The following is a 25,947-nucleotide window of genomic DNA, read 5'->3' as shown; positions in this document are numbered from 1 at the left end:
CGATCCTTATGCGTAATGGTGAACGTGGACGTCGGCGCACGCGGGCACCGCGCGGCCGTCTTCGGTGAAGAGATGGCAGGCCGCGGCCGGCGCATGCACGCGCACGCGTTCGCCGCTGCGCACCTGCGCGTCGCCGGGCACCTTCGCGATGATCGAGTGGCCGCCGGGCTGGTCGAGATGCACGTAGGTCTGTTCGCCGAGACGTTCGACGAGTGCGACGTCGCGCGCGAGCGACGTCGCGTCGTGCGCGGCGCCGAGCGTCAGGTGTTCGGGGCGAATGCCGAGCGTCACGGTGGCGCCCGCGCCGAGCGCCGAGCCATCGCGTGGCAGTACGAAGGTTTCGCCGGACGGTGTGAGCGTGACGGTCGTGCGACGCGCATCGCAGGCGGTCACGACGGCCGGCAGGAAGTTCATGCGCGGCGAACCGATGAAGCCCGCGACGAAACGGCTCGCCGGGTGGTGGTAGAGGTCGAGCGGCGCACCGACCTGCGCGATGCTGCCGTGCTGCGCGGTATCGGCGCCGGCGTGCAGCAGCACGATCTTGTCGGCGAGCGTCATCGCTTCGGTCTGGTCGTGCGTCACATAGACGACGCTCGCGCGTTCGAACTGGCGGTGCAGCTTCGCGATTTCGATGCGGGTCTGGCCGCGCAGCGCGGCGTCGAGATTCGACAGCGGTTCGTCGAACAGGAACACGCCGGGCTCGCGCACGATCGCGCGGCCGATTGCGACGCGCTGCCGTTGCCCGCCCGACAACGCCTTCGGCTTGCGATCGAGCAGCGTGTCGAGCTGCAGGATGCGCGCGGCATCGCGCACCTTCCGGTCGATCTCGGCCTTCGGCACGCGTGCCAGCTTCAGCCCGAACGCCATGTTCTCGTAGACCGTCATGTGCGGAAACAGCGCGTAGCTCTGGAACACCATCGCGACGCCGCGTTCGGCGGCCGGCACGTCGTCGACGCGGCGGCCGTCGATCGACAGCTCGCCCGCGCTCAGATCCTCGAGCCCGGCGATCATCCGCAGCAACGTCGACTTGCCGCATCCGGACGGCCCGAGGAACACGCAGAACTCGTGCGCGCCGATCTCCAGATCGACGTCGCGAATGACCGGCGCGTGGTCGCCATAGGCTTTCTGCACGCGCCGCATCGAGATGCTCGCCATTGTCTCCGCTCCATGTTCTAATGCGCTTTCATCAGTGATTAAGCGCTTAATCATCGCGATCAAAAAAAGAGGCGATGCGATCGCGGCCGAGTCGCGCCCGTCGGTCGGGCGGCAGGGTGTGCGGCGATAGTGCGCCGCTTCGGTGAGCGAAGCAAATATTGGATAGACGTCTCATATAGTGAGCAAGCAATGGCAACCCTGGATGAAGTGGCGCGACGCGCCGGCGTGACGGCCGCGACCGTGTCGAACGTGCTGCGCGACCGCGGCCGGGTGGGTGAGGCGACGCGGGCGCGGGTGCTGGAGGCCGTGGCGGCGCTCGGGTATCGCCCGCATCTCGCCGCGCGGGCGCTGGCGGAGGGGCGTGCGCCGACGGTCGCGCTGATGGTGTCGAGCATCGCGAACCCGTTCTACCCGGAGTTCGCGCTGGCGGTCGAGCGCGCGGTGCGGCGTAACGGGCAGTTCCTGATCGTCTGCAACACGAACGAAGATCCGTTGCAGGGGCGTGCATATCTCGACCAGATAGCCGGCACGATCTCCGAAGGCATTCTCGTGACGAATGCGAACCTGCATCTGCCGGATCTGCGCGACGTGGCGGCACGCGGCGTGCCGGTCGTGCTGTGCCTGTGGGAGCGGCCCGAGGCGCCGCCCGACGGGTTGCCGTGCGTCGCGATCGATTTCCGCGAGGCGGGGCGGATCGCGACGCGGCACTTGCTCGAACTGGGCCACGAGCGCATCGGCGTGATCATCGGCGGGTCGGCGAGCGGCGTGCAGGCGGCGCGCTACGACGGCTTCGTCGACGTGATGCGCGAAGCGGGGCTCGATGCGTCGATCGTCGCGGCCGAGCCCGATTCGATCGAAGGCGGCGTGCGCGCGGCCGGGTGGTTGCTCGATGCGCACCCGCGGTTGACCGCGCTGGTCGCGACCAACGACCTGCCGGCGATCGGCGCGATGCATGCGGCGGCCGATCGCGGCCGGCGTGTGCCGGATGATCTGTCGATCGTCGGGATTACCGACATTCACCTGGCGAGCGACACGCGGCCCACGCTGACGACCGTCGCGATCCCGACCGCCGAGGCCGCCGGGCTCGCTGTCGAGCTGCTCAATGCGCTGCGCGAGGCGGGTGGCCAGCGCGACGGGGCACCGTGCGTGCGGATCGCGCCGCGACCGAGGCTGGTGGTGCGGGGGACGACGGGTCGTGTGGCGGGCGGGGGCGCGGCGCCGTCGACATGATGCGTGGTGGGATGAGTACGTCGAGGTCGCCGACGTGCTCAACGCGATCCGACATGGCGTTGCGCACGCTGTCGCGAACGGCGAACCTCCCCTGTCTCACCCGCCTTCGACGAGCCGCATCACGATGCTTCTGGCCGATTCCAGATGCGCGACCGTCATCGAGCGCGCCGCGCGCGCATTGCGTTCGCGGCACGCCTGCAGGATCTCCTCGTGCTCGACCTGGAACGACGGCGTATCCGCAAGCAGCGTGGCCTGCAGGCGCTCGTACCGTTCGACCTGGCTGCGCAGCTCCGCGATCGTCTTCAACTGCCGCGCGTTGCCGCAGCACGAATACAGCAGCGCGTGGAATTCGCGGTTCAGTTCGCCCTGCCGGCGCGGCACGGCCGCGTCGCCGAGCAAACGATGGACGAGCTCGGCGCGCGCGAGCGTCTCGTCGTCGAGCCGCTTCACGCTCCGGTAGATTGCGTCGCCTTCGAGCAGCGCGCGCAGGTCGTAGATTTCCCGCACGTCAGACGCACTCAGCATGCGCACGACGGCGCCGCGATTCCTGAAGATGTCCAGCAAGCCTTCGCGCTCCAGGCGTTGAATCGCCTCGCGCATCGGAATCCGGCTGATGCCGAACCGGTCGGCCAGGTCGCGCTCGACGAGCCGCTCGCCGGCTTCCAGCTCGCCGTTGATGATCATGTCCCGCAACGAGGCGGCGACCGCGTCCGCGGTGGAATCGAGTTTGGCTTCCATGCCTGCATGTTCCTTCAATTTGGAATAATGGTATACCAAACGGGAATCCGGTGCCAAAATGGCGAGCGCAGGCGGGCTTCGCAAAACGACATCCGGCCCGGCCGAAGCAACCCACATCAATGGAGAGCGAGATGGCATCTGGCGAACACAAGTATCGCGTCGCAGTGGAATGGACAGGCAATCGCGGCACCGGCACGTCGGGGTATCGCGAGTACGGGCGGGATCATTTGATCCGGGCCGGTTCCAAGCCGGATATTCCCGGTTCGTCGGACGCGGCGTTTCGCGGCGATGCGTCGCGCTGGAATCCCGAGGATTTGCTGCTCGCGTCGGTGTCGGCGTGCCACAAGCTTTGGTATCTGCATTTGTGCTCGGAAGCCGGTATTCGCGTGCTTGCGTATGTCGACAACGCGGAAGGCACGATGGTCGACAGCGCCGATGAAGGCCGTTTCACGGAAATCGTGCTGCGCCCGCACGTGACGATCCAGGCCGGCGACGATCGCGAACGGGCGGAGCATCTGCATCACGATGCGCACGCGAAGTGCTATATCGCGAACTCGGTCAATTTTCCGATTCGCTGCGAACCAGTGATCGAGTTCGCCGCCGCGTAGTCGACTGGAACCGCCGCGGCGACGTCACAGCGCGACACCGTAAACCTCCCGCGCCGCCGCGCGAATCGCATCGGCCATCATCGCGACGGCCGGCGAATGCAGCCGGTCGGTGCGCGTGATGATCCCGAAGTCGTCCATCCGGCAATCCATCTCCAGCGGCAGCACCGTGACGATCCCGTGCCGCGCGTAGTAACGCGCGACGTCCTCGGCCAGCACCGCGATCATGTCGCTCTGTTCGAGCAGCTGCGTGATGAACAGCAGCGCGGACGTCTCGACGAGGTTCGCCGGTGGCGCGAGGCTCGCGCGCTGGAAAACGAGATCGAAGCGGTGGCGCAGCACGCTGCCGGCCGGCGGCACGACCCACGCGGCGCGCTGCACGTCCGCGAGCGACAGCGGCGCGTGCGCGAGCAGCGGATGGCCGGGCCGCACGACGGCGGCCACCGGCTCGCCGGTCAGCGGTTCGTAGCGCAGCCGCAGCTTGTCGTGTTCGGCGGAGAGCCGGCCGATCACGATGTCGATCTTCTCCTGCGCGAGATGTTCGAGCAGCACGTTGCTGGTGTCGATCTCGACCGACACGTGCAGGCCGGCATGCGTGCCCTTCACCGCGGCGACCGCCGGCGGCACGAGCCGCAGGCCCGGTGACGTGATCGCCCCCACCGCCACGTGCCCGAGATGGCCGGCCTTCAACGCGGCCAGTTCCTCGTGCGCCTGGTCGAGGCTGCCGAGCGCCGCGCGCGCATGGCGGATCAGCGCGTCGCCGTAGAGCGTCGGCCGCATCCCGCGCGGCAGGCGCTCGAACAGTACCGCGCCAATCGATTCCTCGAGTTCGCGCAGCAGCTTCGACGCGGCCGGCTGCGTCATGTTCAGCGCGGCCGCCGCGCGGTGAATGCTGCCTTCGTCGGCGAGCGCGACGACCAGCAGAAGCTGGCGCGTCTTCAGGCGGCCACGGTTTCCCCACGGGCTGGCTTCGGGCATCGTACGGGTTTATATCGATATCGGAATCGATATCGTAATCGCCAAAAACGTCATTAGCCAGTTATCAAAATTCTGCCTAGACTGCGCCGGTATCCCGTCACCACAGGACTGACGATGTCGGCAACGAAACCCAGGCTGCGCTCCACCCAATGGTTCGGCACGAACGACAAGAACGGCTTCATGTACCGGAGCTGGATGAAGAACCAGGGCATCCCCGATCACGAGTTCGACGGCCGGCCGATCATCGGCATCTGCAATACGTGGTCCGAACTGACGCCGTGCAACGCGCACTTCCGCAAGCTCGCCGAGCACGTGAAGCGCGGGATCTCCGAGGCCGGCGGCTTCCCGGTGGAGTTCCCGGTGTTCTCGAACGGCGAATCGAACCTGCGCCCGTCGGCGATGCTCACGCGCAACCTCGCGTCGATGGACGTCGAGGAGGCGATCCGCGGCAACCCGATCGACGCGGTCGTGCTGCTCGCCGGCTGTGACAAGACGACACCCGCGCTGCTGATGGGCGCGGCGAGCTGCGACGTGCCGGCGATCGTCGTGTCGGGCGGCCCGATGCTGAACGGCAAGCTCGAAGGCAAGAACATCGGCTCCGGCACCGCCGTGTGGCAACTGCACGAAGCGCTGAAGGCCGGCGAGATCGATGTCCACCACTTCCTGTCGGCGGAGGCCGGGATGTCGCGTTCGGCCGGCACCTGCAACACGATGGGCACCGCGTCGACGATGGCGTGCATGGCCGAGGCGCTCGGCGTCGCGCTGCCGCACAACGCGGCGATTCCGGCCGTCGATTCGCGCCGCTACGTGCTCGCGCACATGTCCGGCATCCGCATCGTCGAGATGGCGCTCGAAGGGCTCGTGCTGTCGAAGATCCTCACGCGCGCGGCGTTCGAGAACGCGATCCGCGCGAACGCGGCGATCGGCGGCTCGACCAACGCGGTGATCCACCTGAAGGCGATCGCGGGCCGCATCGGCGTGCCGCTCGAACTGGAAGACTGGATGCGCATCGGCCGCGACACGCCGACGATCGTCGACCTGATGCCGTCCGGGCGTTTCCTGATGGAAGAGTTCTATTACGCGGGCGGGTTGCCGGCGGTGCTGCGCCGGCTCGGCGAAGGCGGGCTGCTGCCGAACCCGGATGCGCTGACCGCGAACGGCAAGTCGCTGTGGGACAACGTGCGCGAAGCGCCGAACTATGACGACGAAGTGATTCGCCCGCTCGACCGGCCGCTGATCGCGGACGGCGGCATCCGCATCCTGCGCGGCAATCTCGCGCCGCGCGGCGCGGTGCTGAAGCCGTCGGCGGCGAGCCCCGAGCTGCTCAAGCATCGCGGTCGCGCGGTCGTGTTCGAGAACCTCGACCACTACAAGGCGACGATCAACGACGAGGCGCTCGACATCGATGCAAGCTCGGTGATGGTGCTGAAGAACTGCGGGCCACGCGGTTATCCGGGGATGGCCGAGGTCGGCAACATGGGGCTGCCGCCGAAGCTGCTGCGTCAGGGCGTGAAGGACATGGTGCGGATTTCCGACGCGCGGATGAGCGGCACCGCGTACGGCACGGTCGTACTGCACGTCGCGCCGGAAGCCGCTGCCGGCGGGCCGCTCGCGGCCGTGCGCAACGGCGACTGGATCGAGCTCGACTGCGAGGCCGGCACGCTGCATCTCGACATTACGGACGACGAACTGCAGCGCCGCCTGTCGGACGTCGATCCGACCGCGGCGCCGGGCGTGGCCGGCCAGCTCGGCAAGGGCGGCTACGCGCGGCTGTACATCGATCACGTGCTGCAGGCGGACGAGGGGTGCGACCTCGACTTCCTGGTCGGCACGCGCGGCGCGGAGGTGCCGAGCCATTCGCATTGAGCGGCAGCGCGGCAGCCGGTTGCGGGCTCTCCCGGCCCGCGCAACGTGAAACCGTAAACGCATGACGGCCGGTCGCCACCGAGGCCGAAGCAGGACGCGAACCATGACATCGAGCAGCACGCCGCGTTATCGCGGCATTTTCCCCGTCGTTCCGACGACGTTTACCGATACCGGCGAACTCGATCTCGCGAGCCAGAAGCGCGCGGTCGATTTCATGATCGACGCGGGTTCGGACGGGCTGTGCATCCTCGCGAACTTCTCCGAGCAGTTCGCGATCACCGACGACGAACGCGACGTGCTCACGCGCACGATCCTCGACCATGTCGCGGGCCGCGTGCCGGTGATCGTCACGACGTCGCACTACAGCACCCAGGTGTGCGCGGCGCGCAGCCTGCGCGCGCAGCAGCTCGGCGCGGCGATGGTGATGGCGATGCCGCCGTATCACGGCGCGACGTTCCGCGTGCCCGAAGCGCAGATCTTTGATTTCTATACGCGCGTGTCCGACGCGATCGCGATTCCGATCATGGTCCAGGACGCGCCTGCGAGCGGCACCGCGCTGTCGGCCCCGTTCCTCGCGCGGATGGCACGCGAGATCGAGCAGATCGCCTACTTCAAGATCGAGACGCCGGGCGCCGCGAACAAGCTGCGCGAGCTGATCCGGCTCGGCGGCGATGCCATCGAGGGGCCGTGGGACGGCGAGGAGGCGATCACGCTGCTCGCCGATCTGCACGCGGGCGCGACCGGCGCGATGACGGGCGGCGGGTTTCCGGACGGCATCCGGCCGATCCTCGAAGCGTGGCGCGAAGGGCGCCACGACGACGCCTACGCGCGCTACCAGGCCTGGCTGCCGCTGATCAACCACGAGAACCGCCAGTCCGGGATCCTCACCGCGAAAGCGCTGATGTGCGCAGGCGGCGTGATCGCGTGCGAGCGGCCGCGGCATCCGATGCCGGAACTGCATCCGGACACGCGCGCGGAACTGCTCGCGATCGCGCGCCGGCTCGACCCGCTCGTGCTGCGCTGGGCGCACTGAACGGTCACCGAACGATTCGCGAAGGAGGCATGCACGATGAGTGATCAGGTTTCGCTGGGGGTCGTCGGCATCGGCAAGATTGCGCGCGACCAGCATCTGCCGGCGATCGACGCCGAACCGGGTTTCAAGCTGACCGCGTGCGCGAGCCGCCATGCGGAAGTCACCGGCGTGCGCAACTATCGCGATCTGCGCGCGCTGCTGGCCGCCGAGCGCGAGCTCGACGCCGTGTCGCTGTGCGCGCCGCCGCAGGTGCGCTACGCGCAGGCGCGCGCCGCGCTCGAAGCCGGCAAGCACGTGATGCTCGAGAAGCCGCCGGGCGCGACGCTCGGCGAAGTGGCCGTACTGGAAGCGCTCGCGCGCGAGCGTGGCCTCACGCTGTTCGCGACCTGGCATTCGCGCTGCGCGAGTGCGGTGGAGCCCGCCCGCGCCTGGCTCGCGACGCGCGCGATCCGCGCGGTACAGGTGCGCTGGAAAGAGGACGTCCGGCGCTGGCATCCGGGGCAGCAATGGATCTGGGAGCCGGGCGGCCTGGGCGTGTTCGACCCGGGCATCAACGCGCTGTCGATCGTCACGCGCATCCTGCCGCGCGAGCTCGTGCTGCGCGAGGCGACGCTCATCGTGCCGAGCGACGTGCAGACGCCGATCGCTGCCGAGCTCGATTGCGCGGATACCGACGGCGTGCCGGTGCGTGCGGAATTCGACTGGCGGCACGGCCCGGTCGAGCAATGGGAGATCGCGGTCGACACGGCCGACGGCGTGCTCGCGATCAGCCGCGGCGGCGCGCAATTGTCGATCGCGGGCGAGCCGGTCGAGCTCGGCCCCGAACGCGAGTATCCGGCGCTGTATGCGCACTTCCATGCGCTGATCGCGCGTGGCGAAAGCGACGTCGACGTGCGGCCGCTGCGGCTCGTCGCCGATGCCTTCCTGTTCGGCCGGCGCGTGCAGACCGACGCGTTCGGCCGCTGATCACGCGGTCGCGCTGCGGCGCGATCGCACACGACGAATCATTACGGCATGAGCCGACACAAAGGAGACACCGCATGAACCGCACGACTCACACGATTCGCCGCCATACCCTGCGCGCGCTGCTGGCCGCGCTGTGCATCGCGCCGCTCGGCATGCAGGGCGCCGCGCGCGCCGACGCGCCGCTGAAGATCGGCTTCCTGGTGAAGATGCCCGAGCAGGCGTGGTTCATCAACGAGCAGAACGCGGCGTCCGCGCTCGGCCAGAAGGAGAATTTCTCGGTCGTGAAGATCGGCACGCCCGACGGCGAGAAGGTGCTGGCCGCGATCGACAACCTCGGCTCGCAGGGCGCGCAGGGCTTCGTGATCTGCGCGCCGGACGTGCGCCTCGGCCCGGCGATCGCCGCACGCGCGAAGCGCTACAACATGAAGTTCGTGACCGTCGACGACCAGCTCGTCGATTCGACCGGCAAGCCGCTGCCGAACGTGCCGCACCTCGGGATGTCGGCGACCAAGATCGGCAACCAGGTCGGCCAGGCGATCGCCGACGAGATGAAGCGGCGCGGCTGGAAGCCCGAGGAAGTCGGCGCGCTGCGGATCACGAACTACGAGCTGCCGACCGCGAAGCTGCGCACCGACGGCGCGACGCAGGCGCTGCTCGCGAACGGTTTCCGCAAGGAGAACATCTTCGACGCGCCGCAGAAGACGACCGACGACGAAGGCGGCTTCAGCGCGGCCGCGCCGGTGCTCGCGCGCCATCCGAACGTGAAGAAGTGGGTGGTCTACGCGCTGAACGAGGAAACCGTGCTCGGCGCGGTGCGTGCGACCGAGCAGCTGCATATCCCGGCGGCCGACGTGATCGGCGTGGGCATCAACGGCGCGGGCGAGGCGTTCGCCGAATTCCAGAAGAAGGAGCCGACGGGCTTCTACGGGACGATCGCCGTCAGCTCGACGAACCACGGCAAGGACAGCACGCAGAACCTCGTCGACTGGATTCGCGGCGGCAAGACGCCGCCGGCCGACACGCAGACGAGCGGCAAGCTGATGACGCGCGCGAACTGGCAGGCGGTGCGCGCCGAGCTCGGCATCTGAGCGCACGAGGCGAGAACGCGATGACGACGCAGACGATGACGGCCGTATCCGGCAACGATGTCGCCGAGACGCCGCCGGGCGGCCCGCTGCTCGCGCTCGACGGCATCACGGTGACGTTCCCGGGCGTACGTGCGCTCGACGCCGTGTCGCTGTCGGTGCGCGCGGGCGAGGTGCACGGGCTGATGGGCGAGAACGGCGCGGGGAAGTCGACGCTGCTGAAGGTGCTCTCCGGCGTGAACCAGCCGCAGGCCGGCACGCTGACGCTGAACGGCACCGAGCAGCGCTTCACGTCGACGCGCGCGGCGCTCGAGGCCGGCATCGCGATCATCTACCAGGAACTGCATCTGGTGCCCGAGCTGACGGTCGCCGAAAACCTGATGCTCGGGCAACTGCCGAGCCGGCTCGGCGTGGTCGACGAACGCACGCTCGCCGCGCGCGCGCTCGACGCGCTGGAGCGGCTCGGCGAGCACATCGATCCGGGCATCCCGGTGAAGTACCTGTCGATCGGCCAGCGCCAGATGATCGAGATCGGCAAGGCGTTGATGCGCGACGCGCGCGTGATCGCGTTCGACGAGCCGACGAGTTCGCTGTCCGCGCGCGAAACCACGCAACTGTTCCGGATCATCCGCGCGCTGCGCGCGGAAGGGCGCGCGATCATCTACGTCACGCACCGGATGGAGGAAGTGTACGAACTGTGCGACCGCGTGACGGTGTTCCGTGACGGCCGCCGCATCGACACGTTCGATGCCGTCACCGATCTCGACCGCGACCGGCTGATCGGCTGCATGGTCGGCCGCTCGATCGAGGACGTGTACGGCTACCGGCCGCGCCCGGCCGGCGACGTGCTGATCGAGGCGAAGGGGCTGGCGGGGCCCGGGTTGTCCGAGCCGGTGTCGTTCACCGCGCGGCGCGGCGAGATCGTCGGCTTCTTCGGGCTCGTGGGCGCAGGCCGCTCGGAGCTGATGAAGCTGCTGTACGGCGCCGCGCGCCCGAGCGCGGGGCACGTCGAGCTGAACGGCAAGCGCGTGGCATTCGGCAGCCCGCGCGACGCGGTGCGCGCCGGCCTCGCGCTGTGCCCGGAAGACCGCAAGCAGGAAGGCATCGTCGCGATCGCGTCGGTGGCCGACAACCTGAACATCAGCGCGCGCCGGCATTTCAGCCCGGCGCGGGTGCTGCTCGACGGGCGGCGCGAACGCGAACTCGCGCAACGCTACATCGAGCGGCTCGCGATCAAGACCCGCGACGGCGACACGCCGATCGGCGCGCTGTCCGGCGGCAACCAGCAGAAGGTCGTGCTCGCGCGCTGGCTGGCCGAGCGCATCGACGTGTTCCTGATGGACGAGCCGACGCGCGGCATCGACGTCGGTGCGCGCGCGGAAATCTACAACCTGTTCTACGAACTCGCGGAAGCGGGCCGCACGGTGATCCTCGTGTCGAGCGACCTGGCCGAGGTGATCGGCGTGTCGGACCGGATCATCGTGATGAAGGAAGGGCGGATCGCGGGCGAGGTCGCGAAGGCGCAGGCGACGCCCGACGCGCTGATCAAGCTCGCGCTGCCGCGCTAGCGCCCCGCAACGATCAACCGGATGCAAACGACATGAGCCAGGCAATGCAACCCCAACGCACTTCCCCGTCCCCCGATGCCGCCGTCGTACCTGCGCGAGCGCGCGGCGGCGTGTGGCAGCTGATCAACCGCTCCGGCATCGTGATGGTGTTTCTCGTGCTGTTCGCGACGCTGTCGCTGACCGTGCCGGACTTCCTCACGCCGCGCAACATCCAGGGCCTGCTGCTGTCGGTCACGCTGATCGGCTCGATCGCGGTGACGATGATGTTCGTGCTCGCGCTCGGCGAGGTCGACCTGTCGGTCGCGTCGATCGTCGCGTTCTCGGGCGTCGTCGCGTCGACGCTGATCACCGCGACGCACAGCGTCGTGCTCGGCGTCGCGGGCGGCGTGCTCGCGGGCGGGGCGGTCGGGCTCGTCAACGGCGTGCTGATCGCGCGCTGGCGGATCAACTCGCTGATCGTCACGCTCGCGATGATGGAAGTCGTGCGCGGGCTCGCGTTCATCACGTCGAACGGCGACGCGGTGATGATCTCCGAGGAACGCTTCTTCGATCTCGGCGGCGGCTCGTTCCTCGGCATCTCGTATCCGATCTGGAGCAACATCGTCGGCTTCGTCGTGTTCGGCTTCCTGCTGCGCAAGACGGTGTTCGGCAAGAACGTGCTCGCGGTGGGCGGCAACGGCGAGGCCGCGCTGCTCGCGGGGCTGCCGGTGATGCGCATCAAGATCACCGTGTTCGTGCTGCAGGGGCTCGTGACCGGTTTTGCCGGCGTGATGCTCGCGTCGCGGATGAGCCTGGGCGACCCGAAGACGTCGGTCGGGCTCGAGCTCGGTGTGATTTCCGCGTGCGTGCTGGGCGGCGTGTCGCTGACGGGCGGCGTCGCGACGATCTCCGGCGTGCTGGTCGGCGTGCTGATCATGGGCTCCGTGCAGGATGCGATGAGCCTGCTGAACGTGCCGACGTTTTACCAATATCTGATACGCGGCGGAATTCTGTTGCTCGCGGTGCTGTTCGACCAGTATCGTCGCAACCAGCGGCGCGCGATGAAGATCTGACCCTGGCGAACGCGCGGCCGCCTGCATAAGCGACAGATATCGGGAGACGGCATGCAACAGATTCATCCGGCCACGCAGGCGACGCTGCTGGCGGACGCCCGCAACACGCTCGGCGAAGGCGCGACGTGGTGCGACAGGACGCACGCGCTGTATTGGGTGGACATCGAAGGCGCGCAACTGTGGCGCTGCCGTGCGGATGGCTCCGACCTCACGCCGTGGGCGATGCCCGAGCGGCTCGCGTGCTTTGCGCTGACCGACGACCCGGATGTGCTGCTCGTCGGGCTCGCGACGCATCTCGCGTTCTTCAATCTGCGCAGCGGCGCGTTCACGCGGATCGTCGACGTCGAGGCAGAGCTGCCGACGCGGCTGAACGACGGGCGCTGCGACGGTTCCGGCGCGTTCGTGTTCGGGATGAAGGACGAGGGCAGCGAGCCGCCGCGCGCGGTGGGCGGGTTCTATCGGCTCAATGCCGATCTCACGCTCGAACGGCTGGCGTTGCCCGCGGCCGCGATCGCGAACAGCATCGGGTTCTCGCCGGATGGCGCGAAGATGTATTTCTGCGATTCGCTGGTACGCGAGATTTTCGTGTGCGATTACCGTGCGGGCGGCGATGTCGCGAACGTGCGGTCGTTCGCGCGGCTCGCCGATGCCGACGGCGACCCGGACGGCTCGATCGTCGATCGCGACGGCGGCCTGTGGAATGCGCAGTGGGGCGGCAGGCGGGTGGTGCGCTACGGGCCGGACGGTGTCGAGACGGATCGCATCGCGGTGCCGACCGCGCAGCCGAGTTGCACGGCGCTAGACGGCGAAGGCCGCCTGTACGTGACGAGCGCGCGCATCGGGTTGAGCGACGATGCGTTGGCCGACGACCCGCATGCGGGTGGCGTGTTCGTTGCGCAGACGCGGCACGCGGGGTTGCCGACGGCGCGGTTTGCAGGGACACCGCGCGGCTGATCGCTTACGGGATGCCGTTCATGGGATGCCGCTGACGCAGCGGGTTTCGCGGCCAGGCCGGCGGTCCGCCACGCGCGCGTGAGTGCGCAGCGGCTGTCCGGCATGCCTGGCCCCCTCCGTTCGCCTCCCGACCTGCTGGTAAGATGGCCCGCAATTCCATCCCGCCTGCACCATGAGTTCCGCACCAACCAAACCCGCGAATCCGAAGCCCGCCACGAAGCCCGCCGCCCGCGCGACCGGCGACAAGCCGAAGGCGCGCGTGCAGCAGCGCCTGACCTACGTGATCGGCGGTCTCGACCGGCTGCTGCGTCGCCACATGACCGACGCGCTCGCCCCGCTTGGCATCACGCTCGCGCAATACACGGCGCTGTCGGTGCTCGAGGCGCGCGGCGCATCGTCGAACGCGCAACTGGCCGAGCGCTCGTGGATCACGCCGCAATCGGCGAACGAAGTGATGAGCGTGATGGCCGCCCGCGGCTTCGTCACGCGTGAAGCCGACCCGTCGCACGGCCGCATCATCCTGCTCAAGCTGACCGACGAGGGCGCGGCGATGCTGCGCGAATGCGAAGCCGTCCTGCGCCCGCTCGAGACGCGCATGCTCGGCGACGTCTCCGCCGACACGGCCGCGGACGTGCAGCGCGCGCTCGAACTGTTCTCGCGCAACCTGCGCGGCTGACCGCTTCCCCGATTTCACGACACGGGGTCGCCGGGCCCGCGCTCGCTTCGTCCGCGCCATCGACGGCCGCCCGACCGCTCCCTGATTTCCCCGCCGCTTTCTCCGCTTTCCGCTCCGGGTTTACACCGGCGCTCGCGCCGCTTGCAATATCAGGTAGCCTGATATTAAATGAAGCCGTCCGCAGCAGGAATGCTGCGCACCGAATCGCACAGGAACGAACGACAGGAACCGATATGAGCAAGTACGACAACCGCTGGCAAACCGTTGAAGTGAAGGTGGAGGCCGGCATCGCGTGGGTCACGCTGAACCGCCCGGACAAGCGCAATGCGATGAGCCCGACGCTCAACCAGGAGATGCTGCAGGTACTCGACGCGGTCGAATTCGACGACGAAGCAAAGGTGCTCGTCCTCACCGGCGCGGGCGCTGCATGGACGGCCGGCATGGATCTGAAGGAGTACTTCCGGGAGATCGACGGCGGCTCCGACGCGCTGCAGGAAAAAGTGCGCCGCGACGCATCGGAATGGCAGTGGCGCCGCCTGCGGATGTACAACAAGCCGACCATCGCGATGGTGAACGGCTGGTGCTTCGGCGGCGGTTTCTCGCCGCTCGTCGCGTGCGACCTCGCGATCGCGGCCGACGAAGCGGTGTTCGGGCTGTCGGAGATCAACTGGGGCATCCCGCCCGGCAACCTCGTCAGCAAGGCGATGGCCGACACGGTCGGGCACCGCCGCGCGCTGCACTACATCATGACCGGCGACACGTTCACCGGCGTGGAAGCGGCCGACATGGGCCTCGTGAACAGCAGCGTGCCGCTGGCCGAACTGCGTGAAGCGACGATCGCGCTTGCGGCCCGCCTGATGGACAAGAATCCGGTCGTGCTGCGCGCGGCGAAGCACGGCTTCAAGCGCGCGCGCGAACTCACGTGGGAACAGTGCGAGGATTACCTGTACGCGAAGCTCGACCAGGCCCAGCTGCGCGATCCGGAACATGGCCGCGAGCAAGGGTTGAAGCAGTTCCTCGACGACAAGACGATCAAGCCGGGCTTGCAGGCCTACAAGCGCTGATACAAGCGCGGACGCAGCCGCCGGCTTCCCCGCCGGCGTATTCGCAAGAGACAGGCATGGCAGGAGACAACATGACCGACAGACGGATGCTGATCGCGGGCGAGTGGTGTGCGGCCCGCGACGGGCGCACCTTCGACCGATTCAATCCCGCGACGGGCGCGCTGGCGTCACGCGCGCCGGCGGCCGGCCTCGCCGACGCCGACGCGGCGATCGACGCCGCGCACCGCGCGTTTCCGGCATGGTCGGCGCTTGCGCCGACCGAGCGCCGCCGGCTGCTGCTGAAGGCGGCCGACCTGATGGACGCGCGCATCGACGCGTTCATCGCGACGGGCGTGGCCGAAACCGGCGCGACGCCGGGCTGGATCGGCTTCAACGTGACGCTCGCGGCGAACATGCTGCGCGAGGCCGCGTCGATGACGACGCAGATCGCCGGCGACGTAATCCCGTCCGACGTGCCCGGCAATCTCGCGCTGGCGATGCGCGTGCCGTGCGGCGTCGTGCTCGGCATCGCGCCGTGGAACGCGCCGGTGATCCTCGGCACGCGCGCGCTGGCGATGCCGCTCGCGTGCGGCAACACGGTCGTGCTGAAGGCATCCGAAGCGTGCCCCGGCGTGCATGCGTTGATCGGCGCGGTGCTGGACGAAGCGGGGCTCGGCGCGGGTGTGGTCAACGTGATCACGCACGCGGCGGCTGACGCACCCGAACTCGTCGAGCGGCTGATCGCGCATCCGCACGTGAAGCGCATCAACTTCACCGGGTCGACGCATGTCGGGCGCATCATCGCGCGTCACGCGGCCGCCCACCTGAAACCGGTGCTGCTCGAACTCGGCGGCAAGGCGCCCGTGCTCGTGCTGGACGATGCCGATCTCGATGCAGCCGTCGATGCGATCGCGTTTGGCGCGTTCTTCAACCAGGGGCAGATCTGCATGTCGACCGAGCGCGTGATCGCGGCGCGGCCGATTGCCGACGCACTCGTCGAACGCCTCGCCGCGAAGGCGCGCACGCTGGTCGCGGGCGATCCGCTGGCCGGCCATCCGCTCGGCACGATGGTCGACGCGTCGGCCGCCGCGCGTGCGGCGTCGCTCGTCGAGGATGCGCGTGCGCATGGCGCGCAACTGCCGCTCGGCTGTCGCGTCGAAGGCGCGACGATGCAGCCGGCGATCGTCGATGGCGTGACGCGCGACATGCGCCTGTATCGCGAGGAATCGTTCGCGCCGGTCGTCGCGATCCTGCGCGCGGACAGTGACGACGAAGCGATCGCGCTCGCGAACGACAGCGAGTTCGGGCTGTCGGCGAGCGTGTTCAGCCGCGATGTCGCGCGCGCGATGGCGGTCGCACGCCGGATCGAATCGGGGATCTGCCACATCAACGGGCCGACCGTTCACGACGAGGCGCAGATGCCGTTCGGCGGCACGAAGGCGAGCGGCTACGGCCGCTTCGGCAGCCGTGCGTCGATCGCTGAATTCACCGAGCTGCGCTGGATCACCGTGCAGACCACGCCGCGGCACTACCCCATATGAGCGAGGCGACGATGAATGATGCGACGCTCGCCAGCGGGCCGGTGAACGACACGGGCGGCGTGCGCTATCGCGCCGCGGCGGTCGCCGTTGGCGCGGCCGAGATTCGTCGCGCGGAAAACGGCGCGTGGTACCTGCGTTCGCGCGAACCGCTCGGCGACTACCCGACGCGCCTGACCGACTGCCTCGTGAACGGCGCGCAAGCGCATCCCGATCGCGTGCTGGCCGCGAAGCGCGGCGACGACGGCCGCTGGATCGAGATCACCTACGCGCAGATGCTCGAACGCGCTCGCGCGCTCGGACAGGGCCTCGTCGATCTCGGGCTGTCGGCCGAGCGACCGCTCGCGGTGCTGTCCGGCAACGATCTCGAGCATCTGCAGCTGATGTTCGCGGCGATGCTGGCCGGCGTGCCGTACTCGCCGATCTCGCCCGCGTATTCGCTGGTGTCGACCGACTACGGCAAGCTGCGTCATACGCTCGGTGTGCTGAAGCCGGGTGCGGTGTTCGTCGCCGAACGCGCGCCGTTCGCGCGTGCGCTCGACGCCGTGTTGCCGGCCGATGCGGCGCTGATCGTCGCACGCGACGACGATGTCGACGCCGACGCCGACGGAAAGGGCCGCGCGGTGCCGCTCTCGCGCCTGCTCGCCACGCCCCCGCGCACGATCGACGCGATCCACGCGGAGGTCGGCCCGGATCATCTCGCGAAGATCCTGTTCACGTCCGGCTCGACGAAGCAGCCGAAGGCCGTGCCGACCACGCACCGGATGCTGTGCAGCAACCAGCAGATGCTGCGCCAGACGATGCCCGAACTGACGCGCGAACCGCCGGTGCTGGTCGACTGGCTGCCATGGAATCACACGTTCGGCGGCAGTCACAACCTCGGCATCGCGCTGTACAACGGCGGCACGCTGTATATCGACGACGGCCGTCCGATGCCGGGCCGCTTCGACGAAACCGTGCGCAACCTGCGCGAGATCGCGCCGACGATCTACTTCAACGTGCCGAAAGGCTGGGAAGAACTGACGGCCGCGCTCGAACGCGATGCCGCGCTGCGCGACACGTTCTTCTCGCGCGTGAAGCTGTATTTCTTCGGCGGCGCGGGGCTGTCGCAGGCCGCGTGGGATCGGCTCGACCGCGTGACCGAAGCGCATTGCGGCGAGCGCATCCGGATCATGGCCGGCCTCGGGATGACGGAGGCGTCGCCGTCGTGCCTGTTCACGACGGGGCCGCTGATGCGCGCCGGCTATATCGGGCTGCCCGCGCCCGGCTGCGAAGCGAAGCTCGTGCCGTGCGGCGGCAAGCTCGAACTGCGCTTCAAGGGGCCGAACGTGATGCGCGGCTACTGGCACGCGGACGTCGATCCGCGCGACGTATTCGACGACGAGGGCTATTACCGCAGCGGGGACGCGGGCGTGTTCGCCGATCCGGCGCGGCCGGAGCTCGGGCTGCTGTTCGACGGGCGGCTGACCGAGGACTTCAAGCTGAGCAGCGGCACCTTCGTGAGCGTCGGGCCGTTGCGCGCGAACGCGGTGTCGAGCGGCGCGCCGTACGTGCAGGACGTGGTCGTCACCGGGATCAATCGCGACGACATCGGGCTGCTGGTGTTTCCGCGCGTCGACGCATGCCGTGCGTTGGCGGGGCTCGCCGCCGATGCGTCGGTGACCGACGTGCTGCGCGCGCCGGCCGTGCGCGCGGTGTTCGAGCAATGGCTCATCGAGCTGAACCGGCAGGCGAGCGGCGGGTCGACGTTCGTCGCGCGCATCCGGCTGATCGACACGCCGCCGTCGCTCGACCTCGGCGAAGTGACCGACAAGGGTTCGTTGAACCAGGCGGCCGTGCAGCAGCATCGCGCGGCGACGATCGACGCGCTGTATGACCCGGCACGGCGCGATCCCGACGTGATTTACGCGTAACCGGAAGTACATCGCATCACGCAGACACAACGACCTGCCGGCCACGATACCGGCAGGCATGCTTGCGGCCAGTGAATCAGGCTGCCTGATAAAGACGGCCGTTCGGACGACACCTTGCGCGCTGCTTCGCCACTGGCCGGCGACGGCGCGCGGCGGCCGTCAGCGGGCCGACCGACTACAAGACATGGGACTGGAGACAGGATGAACACTTACGTTGCCGAAAAACCCACGGTCGCGACCACGCTCGCGCTGTGTTTCGCGATCGCCCTCCTCGAGGGGCTCGACCTGCAGTCGGTCGGCGTCGCCGCGCCGCGCATGGCGCGCGAATTCGGGCTGTCCGTATCGCAGATGGGCATCGCATTCAGCGCGGGCACCTTCGGGCTGCTGCCGGGCGCGATGCTCGGCGGCCGGCTCGCCGACCGGATCGGCCGCAAGCGCGTGCTGATCGCATCGGTCGTGCTGTTCGGGCTGCTGTCGATCGCCACCGCGCAGGTATCGACGTTCGCGATGCTCGTCGTCGTGCGCGTGCTGACCGGCATCGGCCTCGGCGGCGCGATGCCGAACCTGATCGCGCTGTCGTCCGAAGCGGTCGAGCCGCGCTCGCGCAGCAGTGCGGTCGCGACGATGTACTGCGGGATCCCGTTCGGCGGCGTGATCGCGTCGCTGATCGGCGTGCTGCTGGCCGGCGACACCGAATGGCGGCACATCTTCTACGTCGGCGGCGTGGGGCCGTTGCTGCTCGTGCCGCTGCTCGTGTGGTTCCTGCCAGAATCGCGTGCGTATCTCGACGTAGCGGGCACGCAGGCCGCGCGCACCAGCGTCGCACGCACGCTGTTCGGCGACGGCCGCACGACGTCGACGGTCGCGCTGTGGGTCAGCTACTTCTGCACGCTGATCGTCCTCTACTTCCTGCTGAACTGGCTGCCGTCGCTGATGGCCTCGCGCGGGCTCGATCGCGCGCACGTCGGCCTCGTGCAGATCGCGTTCAACGTCGGCGCGGGGCTCGGTGCGCTCGGCATCGGGGCGGCGCTCGACCGGATGCGTGCGTCGCGCGTGGTCGGCGGCATGTATGTCGGAATCGTGCTGTCGCTCGCCGCGCTCGCGGCCGCGCCCGGCTTCGCGTCGCTCGCGGCGGCCGCGTTCGCGGCCGGGATGTTCGTGGTCGGCGGCCAGTCGGTGCTGTATGCGCTCGCGGCGATCTACTACCCGACCGCGATGCGCGGCACGGGTGTCGGCGCGGCGGTGGCCGTCGGCCGGCTCGGCTCCGTCGTCGGGCCGCTCGCGGCCGCGACGCTGCTGGCCGCCGGCCGCAGCGCGCCGGTCGTGATCGGCGCGAGCATCCCCGTCACGCTCGTCGCGGCCTTCGCTGCGTTCGTGCTGATTCGCCGCCCGCAGGCAGGCGACTGATGGTTCGATTTTTTCAATGCGCGCCGTCAGAGCGTGCTTACTCAAGGTCTGGAGACGCAACGATGAAGACGAAGACAAGGAACGGCCTGCTGGCCGCCGGCGCGTGCTGCGCGCTCGCCGCGCCCGGTGCGCATGCGCAGTCGAGCGTGACGCTATACGGGATCATCGATACGGGCGTCGAATACGTGTCGCACGCGAACGCGGCAGGCGACCACGTCGTGCGGATGCCGGGCGTGACGGGCGAGTTGCCGTCGCGCTGGGGGCTGCGCGGCACCGAGGATCTCGGCGGCGGCTACCAGGCGGTGTTCACGCTCGAAAGCGGCTTCAACGTGCGCGGCGGCGATCTCGGCCAGGGCGGTCGGCTGTTCGGGCGCCAGGCGTTCGTCGGGCTGAAGAGCGGCTTCGGCACGCTCGCGTTCGGGCGCCAGTACACGATGACCTATCTCGCGCTGCAGGGCGCGGACATCATCGGCCCCGACATCTACGGGCTCGGCTCGTTCGACGCGTACGTGCCGAACGGCCGCGCCGACAACGCGGTGACCTACGTCGGCGCGTATCGCGGCGTGACGTTCGGCGCCGCATATTCGTTCGGCCGCGACGGCGCGGGCACCGGCAACTCGCCCGGGCAGGGCACGTGCGCGGGGCAAGTGCCGGGCGACGCGGTGCAGTGCCGCAACTGGTCGGTGATGCTCAAGTACGACGGCGCTTATTTCGGTGCGGCGGCGTCGTACGAGGAACAGCGCGGCGGCACCGGCGCGGCCGCGAACTTCTTCGACGGCGTGGCGCCCGTTCCGTTCACCAGCAGCGGCGGCAAGGACGCACGCACGCACGTGAGCGCGTATGCGCAGGCCGCCGGCGCGAAGATCGGCGCGGGCTGGATCGGGCGGCGCGTGTCGACCGGTTCGCCGGCCGCGCCCGGCGCGCATTCGGATTTGTTCTTCGTCGGCGCGTCGTATGCGGTGAAGCCCGATTTCGTCATCGACGGCGAAGGCTACCGGATCGTCAACAGCGCGCACGACACGCGCGCGACGATGGCCACGCTGCGCGCGACCTATCTGCTGACGAAGCGCACGGCGGTCTACGCGCAATCGTCGTATCTGTGGAACAGCGCGCATGCGCGCTACTCGGTCAGCGGCGGCGGGCCCGGCACGACACCCGGCGAAGGGATGGGGCAGCTCGGCGCGATGGTCGGCGTGCGGCACATGTTCTGATTCACCGGCGTGACGAACCGAACGGGAGTTATCTTGAACAGGAAATCTGCATTCCTCTGTATTGCGCCGCTGTCCGCCGCCGCGATGCTCGCCGGTTGCGGTGGCGACGATTCGGTGAATTCCGCACCGACGCACCTGAGCGCCGCGACACCGGCCGCGATGGCGCAGACCTGCGACGCGCTCGCCGCGAAGCTCGCGTATGCGAACACGTCGTTCACGTCGGTGACGACCGCGGCTGCCGGCGCGCTCACGGTGGCCGGCAAGCCGATCGCCGAGCACTGCGTGATCGAAGGGAAGATGAACGAGCGCGTGAGCCCGGTCGACGGCAAGACCTATGCGATCGGCTTCGAAATGCGCTTGCCGAAGGCGTGGAACGGCCGCTTCTTCTACCAGGCGAACGGCGGCCTCGACGGCAACGTCGTGACGGCGACCGGCGAGATCGGCGGCGGCGGGCCGCTGACCGATGCGCTGAACCAGGGCTTCGCGGTGATCAGCTCGGATTCCGGGCACAGCGCCGCGCAGAACCCGCTGTTCGGCCTCGATCCGCAGGCGCGCATCGACTACGGCTACGGCGCGGTCGATGCGCTCACGCCGATGGCCAAGCAGGTGATCCGGCTCGCGTACGGCAAGGCGCCCGATCGCAGCTATTTCGGTGGCTGCTCCAACGGTGGCCGTCACGCGATGGTCACGGCGGTGCGCAACCCGGCGGACTACGACGGCATCATCGCGGGCGATCCGGGCTTTCACCTGCCGAAGGCGGCCATCGGCGAGATGTACGGCGCGCAGCAGTTCGCGAAGATCGCATCGGCGACCGGCTCGAACGGGCTGCCGGATATCCGCAGCGGCTTCACCGACGCGGAGCGGCAGTTCGTCGGCGCAAAGATCCTCGAGAAATGCGATGCGCTCGACGGCGCGGCCGACGGGATGGTGCAGGACGTCGCCGCGTGCCAGGGGCACTTCAGCGTCGATGCGGACATTCCGACCTGCGCGAACGGCACGCGCACGGGCGCGTGCCTGACGACCGCGCAGAAGACCGCGCTCGAGAACGTGTTCACGGGCGCACGCAACAGCGCGGGCACGGCGCTTTACGCGGGCTTTCCGTACGATCCGGGCATCGCCGGCGGCGGCTGGGCCGCGTGGAAGCAGTCGAATTCGATCACGCTCGACCCGGCCGCGATGGCGTTCACGTTCATGTCGCCGCCGAAAACCGCCGCGGCGCTCGCGAACCTGCCCGGTTTCGCGCTCGGCTTCGACATGGACAACGACGCGCCGGCGATCTTCGCGACCAGCGGCGTGTATACGCAATCCGCGTGGACGTTCATGACGCCGCCCGACGAGACCAACCTGTCCGCGCTGAAGACGCACGGGGCGAAGTTGCTCGTCTATCACGGCACCGGCGACCCGGTGTTCTCGTTCGACGATACGCGCGACTGGTACGCACGGGTTGCGCAGACGAACGGCGGCGATGCGTCGGATTTCGCGCGCTTCTATCCGGTGCCGGGGATGAACCATTGCTCGGGCGGGCCGGCGGCCGACCAGTTCGACCTGCTGACGCCGCTCGTCGCGTGGGTCGAGCAGGGGCAGGCGCCGGGTGCGGTGGTGGCCGCCGCGCGCGATGCGACGAACGCGGTGCCGAATGCGGACGTGCCCGCGTCATGGGGCGCGGGGCGTACGCGGCCGTTGTGCCCGTACCCGCAGGTGGCGCGCTACAACGGATCGGGCGACGTGAATTCGGCGGCGAGCTTCAGTTGTCGCTGACGTAGCCGTCGATGGGAGGCGGCCGGCGCATGCATTCGTGCGCCGGTCGCCTCATGTGTGCAACCGCTCACTTACTCGCCCGGTTCGACCGGCACCTCGAGCCCGACCTTCACGCGGCTCATGCTCACCAGCGTCTTGAACCGCTTCACGTTGTTGTTCGCGAAGAACAGCTCGCGCGTGAGCGCGTTGTACTGATCCATGTTGCGCACGGCCAGGATCAGCACGAAATCCCATTCCCCCGTCACGTAGTAGCACTGCTGGATCTGCGGGCAGCGCTCGAAGCTCCGCTTCATCGCGTCGAGCTGGTCGATCTGCTCGCTTTCGACCTCGACGTTGACGACGATCGTCAGCGGATGATCGACCTTGTCCGGCGCGACGACAGCGGTATAGCGCTCGATCACGCCTTCGTCCGCGAGACGTTTCAGGCGCCGGTTCACGGCCGCGGTCGACAGGTTGACGCGCGCGCCGAGCTCGCTTTGCGGCGTTTGCGCGTCGCGCTGGATTTCCATCAGCAGCTTGCGATCGAACGCATCGAGTGGGGTGGTCATGATGGCGCGTGAAGCCTCGGAAGAATGAGAAATTTTTGCGTGACGGCCGCCGATTTGGCGATTTTATTGACCGGCATGCGCAATATTATTTTTCGAACCGGCGGCGCGTGCAACCCGTGCGCGCCGACCCGAACCGACTCACGGAGCGCTGCCCCCATGCTGATCGCCAACCCCCGCGCCTCGCGCACCGCCTATCCCCACGCGCTGCGCCGCGTGATGAACATCGCATCGGCCGACGAAAGCGGCGCGTGGTTGTCGCACTGGCCGCTCGTCGGCAACCTGCGCACGCCGCTGCGCGCGCTGCCGGATCTCGCCGCACGGCTGGGTGTCGCGTGCGTCAGCGTGAAGGACGAGTCGTGCCGCTCGCCGCTTGGCAGTTTCAAGGCGCTTGGCGCGCCGATCGCGCTGGTGCGGCTCGTGAAGCGGCTGCGACGCACGCAGGATCTCGATCCGCAGCGGCTCGTCACCGGCCGCTACGCGGCGGAACTGGCTGACCTGACGGTGATCAGCGCGACCGACGGCAATCACGGCCGCGCGCTGGCCGCCGCCGCGCGGGCGATCGGCTGCGGATGCGTGATCGTGCTGCACGCGCACGTCGACGCGGAGCGCGAACGCGCGATCTCCGCGTACGGCGCGCGGATCGTGCGCATCGAGGGGAACTACGACGAGTCGGTCGTCTGCGCGGCGCAGCTCGCGCAGGCGAACGGCTGGTATGTCGTGTCGGATACGTCGTACGACGGCTACGAAGCGATTCCGCGCGACGTGATGCAAGGCTATGGCGTGATCGCCGCCGAGGCGGCCGCGCAGGCGGCTGAGGACGACGGGCGGCCGTTCACGCACGTGCTGCTGCAAGGTGGCGTGGGCGGCCTCGCCGCGGGCGTCGCGAGTTACCTGTGGGAGCGCGACGGCGTGCAGCGGCCGCGTTTCATCGTCGTCGAGCCGCGTCAGGCCGACTGCCTGTACCAGAGTGCGCTCGCGGGGCGCGCGTCCAGGGCGACCGGCAGCGTCGATTCCGTGATGGCCGGGCTCGCGTGCGGCGAGGCGTCGCCGCTGGCATGGGACTTCCTCGAGATGTGCATCGACTACTTCATGCTGATCGACGACGAAGACGCGGTGCAGACGATGCGCGGCCTCGCGGCCGGCAGTGAACGCGACGTGCCGCTCGTGGCCGGCGAATCGGGCGCGGCCGGCGTCGCGGGGCTCGAGGTGCTGATGCGCGACCCGGCGCTCGCGCGGCAGGTGGGGCTCGATGCGCACTCGCGCGTGCTGGCGATCAATACGGAAGGCGCGACGGCGCCCTCCGTGTACCGGAACTGCGTCGGCGAAACGGCCGACGCCGTGCTCGCGCGGCAGCGCGCCTGGCTGGACCGCACGGCAGTGGCGGCCTGAACGACATCCCGACCGATCCCGATCGACTACGACTGACGAGGCCAACGCGATGGACGCAACCGAAGAAAGCACGCTGCAGGGGCAACTGAAGGCCTGGCGCCGCCACTTGCACCAGCATCCGGAGACGGGTTTCGAAGAGGTGAACACGTCGGACTATGTCGCGCGCATCCTGACGACGCTCGGGCTCGACGTGCATCGCGGGATCGGCGGCACGGGGCTAGTCGCGAACCTGACGGCCGGCACCGGCAAGCGCGCGATCGGCATCCGCGCGGACATGGACGCGCTGAACATCGCCGAGCACGCGCCGGGCCGCGAACACGCGTCGCGCACGCCCGGCAAGATGCATGCGTGCGGGCACGACGGCCACATGTCGATGGTGCTCGGCGCTGCGCAGCTGCTGGCCGAGCGCAAGGATTTCGACGGCACCGTGCGTTTCATCTTCCAGCCGGCCGAGGAGCACGGCCGCGGCGCGAAAGCGATGATGGCCGACGGGCTGTTCGAGCGCTTTCCGGTCGACGCGATCTTCGGCGCGCACAACATGCCGGGGATGCGCGCGGGCACGTTCTCGACGCGTGCGGGCGGCATCATGGCGAGCGAGGACAACTTCGTGATCCGAATTGACGGGCGCGGCACGCACGCGGCGCGCCCGCACATGGGCATCGATCCGATCGTGATCGGCGCGCAGGTCGTGCTCGCGCTGCAGACGATCGTGTCGCGCAATCTCGATCCGGGCCAGCAGGCCGTGATCTCGTGCACGGAGTTCATCACCGACGGGCTGCGCAACGTGCTCCCGTCGACGGTGACGATCAAGGGCGACACGCGCAGCTACTCGCGCGACGTGCAGGCGCTGTTGGCCATGCGGATGCGCGAGATCAGCGAAGGGATCTGCCGCACGCACGGCGCGACCTGCGCGTTCGAGTACACGCACGAGTTCGCGCCGACGGTGAATTCGCCGGAATGGGTCGACACGGCCGTGCGGGCCGCGGCACAGGTGGCGGGCGCGGAGAACGTGGATGCGAACGTCCAGCCGATGATGATCTCGGAAGACTTCGGCGCGTTCCTGCAGGCGGTGCCCGGCAACTTCGTCTTCATCGGCAACGGGGAGGCGGCAGGGCGCGGCGGCGTGCCGCTGCATAACGCGGGCTATGACTTCAACGACGAGATCCTGTCGATCGGCGCGCGGTATTTCGCGGAAGTGGCGCGGCGGGCGTTGACGGCGGCGTAGCGCATCGCT

The 25,947-nt window shown here is 68.9% G+C and carries 22 protein-coding genes; 18 read left to right on the top strand and 4 right to left on the bottom strand.

From position 1 onward, the window contains the following. Positions 1–6: 6 nt before the first annotated feature. Positions 7–1,155, bottom strand: a complete 1,149-nt coding sequence (locus CFB41_RS31210; RefSeq protein ID WP_089459248.1) for an ABC transporter ATP-binding protein — start codon at positions 1,153–1,155, stop codon at positions 7–9. A 189-nt stretch (positions 1,156–1,344) separates the two neighbouring features. On the opposite strand from CFB41_RS31210, the gene CFB41_RS31205 reads away from it, so the two are divergent. Continuing rightward, entirely contained in the window at positions 1,345–2,385 is a 1,041-nt protein-coding gene (locus tag CFB41_RS31205) for a LacI family DNA-binding transcriptional regulator (RefSeq protein WP_089459247.1), read from the top strand. Between the two features lie 96 nt (positions 2,386–2,481). On the opposite strand, the gene CFB41_RS31200 is transcribed toward CFB41_RS31205, so the two are convergent. Further along, on the bottom strand, positions 2,482–3,123 hold the full coding sequence (locus CFB41_RS31200; protein WP_089459246.1) for a GntR family transcriptional regulator: 642 nt from the start codon (positions 3,121–3,123) through the stop codon (positions 2,482–2,484). Positions 3,124–3,254: 131 nt separating this feature from the next. On the opposite strand from CFB41_RS31200, the gene CFB41_RS31195 reads away from it, so the two are divergent. Then, complete coding sequence (locus CFB41_RS31195) at positions 3,255–3,731, top strand: OsmC family protein (RefSeq protein ID WP_089459301.1); 477 nt, start codon at positions 3,255–3,257, stop codon at positions 3,729–3,731. A gap of 24 nt (positions 3,732–3,755) precedes the next feature. On the opposite strand, the gene CFB41_RS31190 is transcribed toward CFB41_RS31195, so the two are convergent. Continuing rightward, a complete protein-coding gene (locus tag CFB41_RS31190; protein WP_089459245.1) occupies positions 3,756–4,706 on the bottom strand; it encodes a LysR substrate-binding domain-containing protein in 951 nt (316 codons plus the stop codon). 114 nt (positions 4,707–4,820) lie between these two features. Between CFB41_RS31190 and CFB41_RS31185 the strand changes: the two genes are divergently transcribed. From CFB41_RS31185 to CFB41_RS31120, 14 genes are all read left to right on the top strand, one after another. Continuing rightward, complete coding sequence (locus tag CFB41_RS31185) at positions 4,821–6,572, top strand: IlvD/Edd family dehydratase (protein ID WP_089459244.1); 1,752 nt, start codon at positions 4,821–4,823, stop codon at positions 6,570–6,572. Between the two features lie 103 nt (positions 6,573–6,675). Further along, the gene (locus CFB41_RS31180; protein WP_089459243.1) at positions 6,676–7,605 is read left to right on the top strand and encodes a dihydrodipicolinate synthase family protein; all 930 of its coding nucleotides are present in this window, start codon (positions 6,676–6,678) and stop codon (positions 7,603–7,605) included. Between the two features lie 36 nt (positions 7,606–7,641). Continuing rightward, entirely contained in the window at positions 7,642–8,571 is a 930-nt protein-coding gene (locus CFB41_RS31175; RefSeq protein ID WP_089443757.1) for a Gfo/Idh/MocA family protein, read from the top strand. Between the two features lie 74 nt (positions 8,572–8,645). After that, complete coding sequence (locus CFB41_RS31170; protein ID WP_089459242.1) at positions 8,646–9,659, top strand: arabinose ABC transporter substrate-binding protein; 1,014 nt, start codon at positions 8,646–8,648, stop codon at positions 9,657–9,659. Between the two features lie 20 nt (positions 9,660–9,679). Next, positions 9,680–11,224: an L-arabinose ABC transporter ATP-binding protein AraG gene (gene araG, locus CFB41_RS31165; protein WP_089443759.1), complete on the top strand. Its 1,545-nt coding sequence runs from the start codon at positions 9,680–9,682 to the stop codon at positions 11,222–11,224. A gap of 32 nt (positions 11,225–11,256) precedes the next feature. After that, positions 11,257–12,276 (top strand): L-arabinose ABC transporter permease AraH, encoded by a 1,020-nt coding sequence (gene araH, locus CFB41_RS31160; RefSeq protein WP_089433524.1) that lies wholly within the window; start codon positions 11,257–11,259, stop codon positions 12,274–12,276. 51 nt (positions 12,277–12,327) lie between these two features. After that, positions 12,328–13,230 (top strand): SMP-30/gluconolactonase/LRE family protein, encoded by a 903-nt coding sequence (locus tag CFB41_RS31155; protein ID WP_089459241.1) that lies wholly within the window; start codon positions 12,328–12,330, stop codon positions 13,228–13,230. Positions 13,231–13,402: 172 nt separating this feature from the next. Next, positions 13,403–13,906, top strand: a complete 504-nt coding sequence (locus CFB41_RS31150) for a MarR family winged helix-turn-helix transcriptional regulator (protein WP_089459240.1) — start codon at positions 13,403–13,405, stop codon at positions 13,904–13,906. 233 nt (positions 13,907–14,139) lie between these two features. Then, positions 14,140–14,970 carry a p-hydroxycinnamoyl CoA hydratase/lyase gene (locus CFB41_RS31145; protein WP_089459239.1) on the top strand — a complete coding sequence of 277 codons (831 nt, stop codon included), beginning with the start codon at positions 14,140–14,142 and terminating at the stop codon, positions 14,968–14,970. Positions 14,971–15,041: 71 nt separating this feature from the next. After that, positions 15,042–16,490, top strand: coding sequence for an aldehyde dehydrogenase (locus tag CFB41_RS31140; protein ID WP_089459238.1), 1,449 nt, complete (start codon positions 15,042–15,044; stop codon positions 16,488–16,490). Beyond that, positions 16,487–18,400: a feruloyl-CoA synthase gene (locus tag CFB41_RS31135; protein ID WP_089459237.1), complete on the top strand. Its 1,914-nt coding sequence runs from the start codon at positions 16,487–16,489 to the stop codon at positions 18,398–18,400. The genes CFB41_RS31140 and CFB41_RS31135 overlap by 4 nt, the downstream gene beginning before the upstream one ends. A 201-nt stretch (positions 18,401–18,601) precedes the next feature. After that, entirely contained in the window at positions 18,602–19,807 is a 1,206-nt protein-coding gene (gene mhpT / locus CFB41_RS31130) for a 3-(3-hydroxy-phenyl)propionate transporter MhpT (RefSeq protein WP_089459236.1), read from the top strand. A gap of 62 nt (positions 19,808–19,869) precedes the next feature. Further along, entirely contained in the window at positions 19,870–21,018 is a 1,149-nt protein-coding gene (locus tag CFB41_RS31125) for a porin (protein ID WP_089459235.1), read from the top strand. Between the two features lie 33 nt (positions 21,019–21,051). Beyond that, entirely contained in the window at positions 21,052–22,776 is a 1,725-nt protein-coding gene (locus CFB41_RS31120) for a tannase/feruloyl esterase family alpha/beta hydrolase (protein ID WP_089459234.1), read from the top strand. 71 nt (positions 22,777–22,847) lie between these two features. On the opposite strand, the gene CFB41_RS31115 is transcribed toward CFB41_RS31120, so the two are convergent. Next, on the bottom strand, positions 22,848–23,324 hold the full coding sequence (locus tag CFB41_RS31115) for an Lrp/AsnC family transcriptional regulator (RefSeq protein WP_089459233.1): 477 nt from the start codon (positions 23,322–23,324) through the stop codon (positions 22,848–22,850). A gap of 156 nt (positions 23,325–23,480) precedes the next feature. Here CFB41_RS31115 and CFB41_RS31110 point away from each other — a divergent pair, with 156 nt between their 5' ends. Both CFB41_RS31110 and CFB41_RS31105 read left to right on the top strand, forming a co-directional pair. Continuing rightward, positions 23,481–24,713, top strand: coding sequence for a diaminopropionate ammonia-lyase (locus tag CFB41_RS31110; protein WP_089459232.1), 1,233 nt, complete (start codon positions 23,481–23,483; stop codon positions 24,711–24,713). A 49-nt stretch (positions 24,714–24,762) separates the two neighbouring features. Continuing rightward, positions 24,763–25,938 (top strand): M20 aminoacylase family protein, encoded by a 1,176-nt coding sequence (locus tag CFB41_RS31105; RefSeq protein ID WP_089459231.1) that lies wholly within the window; start codon positions 24,763–24,765, stop codon positions 25,936–25,938. Positions 25,939–25,947 lie beyond the last annotated feature (9 nt).

The organism is Burkholderia sp. AU33803, from assembly GCF_002223095.1.
Lineage (GTDB): Bacteria > Pseudomonadota > Gammaproteobacteria > Burkholderiales > Burkholderiaceae > Burkholderia.
Note: the sequence above shows the minus strand (reverse complement) of the source record. Positions and strands in the feature narration are given on the sequence as shown.

Coding starts and splice junctions, on each gene's coding strand:
- CFB41_RS31155 (WP_089459241.1), top strand. CDS start 12,328: ATGCAACAGATTCATCCGGCCACGCAGGCGACGCTGCTGGCGGACGCC.
- CFB41_RS31210 (WP_089459248.1), bottom strand. CDS start 1,155: ATGGCGAGCATCTCGATGCGGCGCGTGCAGAAAGCCTATGGCGACCAC.
- araG (WP_089443759.1), top strand. CDS start 9,680: ATGACGACGCAGACGATGACGGCCGTATCCGGCAACGATGTCGCCGAG.
- mhpT (WP_089459236.1), top strand. CDS start 18,602: ATGAACACTTACGTTGCCGAAAAACCCACGGTCGCGACCACGCTCGCG.
- CFB41_RS31205 (WP_089459247.1), top strand. CDS start 1,345: ATGGCAACCCTGGATGAAGTGGCGCGACGCGCCGGCGTGACGGCCGCG.
- CFB41_RS31140 (WP_089459238.1), top strand. CDS start 15,042: ATGACCGACAGACGGATGCTGATCGCGGGCGAGTGGTGTGCGGCCCGC.
- CFB41_RS31175 (WP_089443757.1), top strand. CDS start 7,642: ATGAGTGATCAGGTTTCGCTGGGGGTCGTCGGCATCGGCAAGATTGCG.
- CFB41_RS31135 (WP_089459237.1), top strand. CDS start 16,487: ATGAGCGAGGCGACGATGAATGATGCGACGCTCGCCAGCGGGCCGGTG.
- CFB41_RS31195 (WP_089459301.1), top strand. CDS start 3,255: ATGGCATCTGGCGAACACAAGTATCGCGTCGCAGTGGAATGGACAGGC.
- CFB41_RS31145 (WP_089459239.1), top strand. CDS start 14,140: ATGAGCAAGTACGACAACCGCTGGCAAACCGTTGAAGTGAAGGTGGAG.
- CFB41_RS31150 (WP_089459240.1), top strand. CDS start 13,403: ATGAGTTCCGCACCAACCAAACCCGCGAATCCGAAGCCCGCCACGAAG.
- araH (WP_089433524.1), top strand. CDS start 11,257: ATGAGCCAGGCAATGCAACCCCAACGCACTTCCCCGTCCCCCGATGCC.
- CFB41_RS31110 (WP_089459232.1), top strand. CDS start 23,481: ATGCTGATCGCCAACCCCCGCGCCTCGCGCACCGCCTATCCCCACGCG.
- CFB41_RS31190 (WP_089459245.1), bottom strand. CDS start 4,706: ATGCCCGAAGCCAGCCCGTGGGGAAACCGTGGCCGCCTGAAGACGCGC.
- CFB41_RS31200 (WP_089459246.1), bottom strand. CDS start 3,123: ATGGAAGCCAAACTCGATTCCACCGCGGACGCGGTCGCCGCCTCGTTG.
- CFB41_RS31180 (WP_089459243.1), top strand. CDS start 6,676: ATGACATCGAGCAGCACGCCGCGTTATCGCGGCATTTTCCCCGTCGTT.
- CFB41_RS31185 (WP_089459244.1), top strand. CDS start 4,821: ATGTCGGCAACGAAACCCAGGCTGCGCTCCACCCAATGGTTCGGCACG.
- CFB41_RS31115 (WP_089459233.1), bottom strand. CDS start 23,324: ATGACCACCCCACTCGATGCGTTCGATCGCAAGCTGCTGATGGAAATC.
- CFB41_RS31125 (WP_089459235.1), top strand. CDS start 19,870: ATGAAGACGAAGACAAGGAACGGCCTGCTGGCCGCCGGCGCGTGCTGC.
- CFB41_RS31170 (WP_089459242.1), top strand. CDS start 8,646: ATGAACCGCACGACTCACACGATTCGCCGCCATACCCTGCGCGCGCTG.
- CFB41_RS31105 (WP_089459231.1), top strand. CDS start 24,763: ATGGACGCAACCGAAGAAAGCACGCTGCAGGGGCAACTGAAGGCCTGG.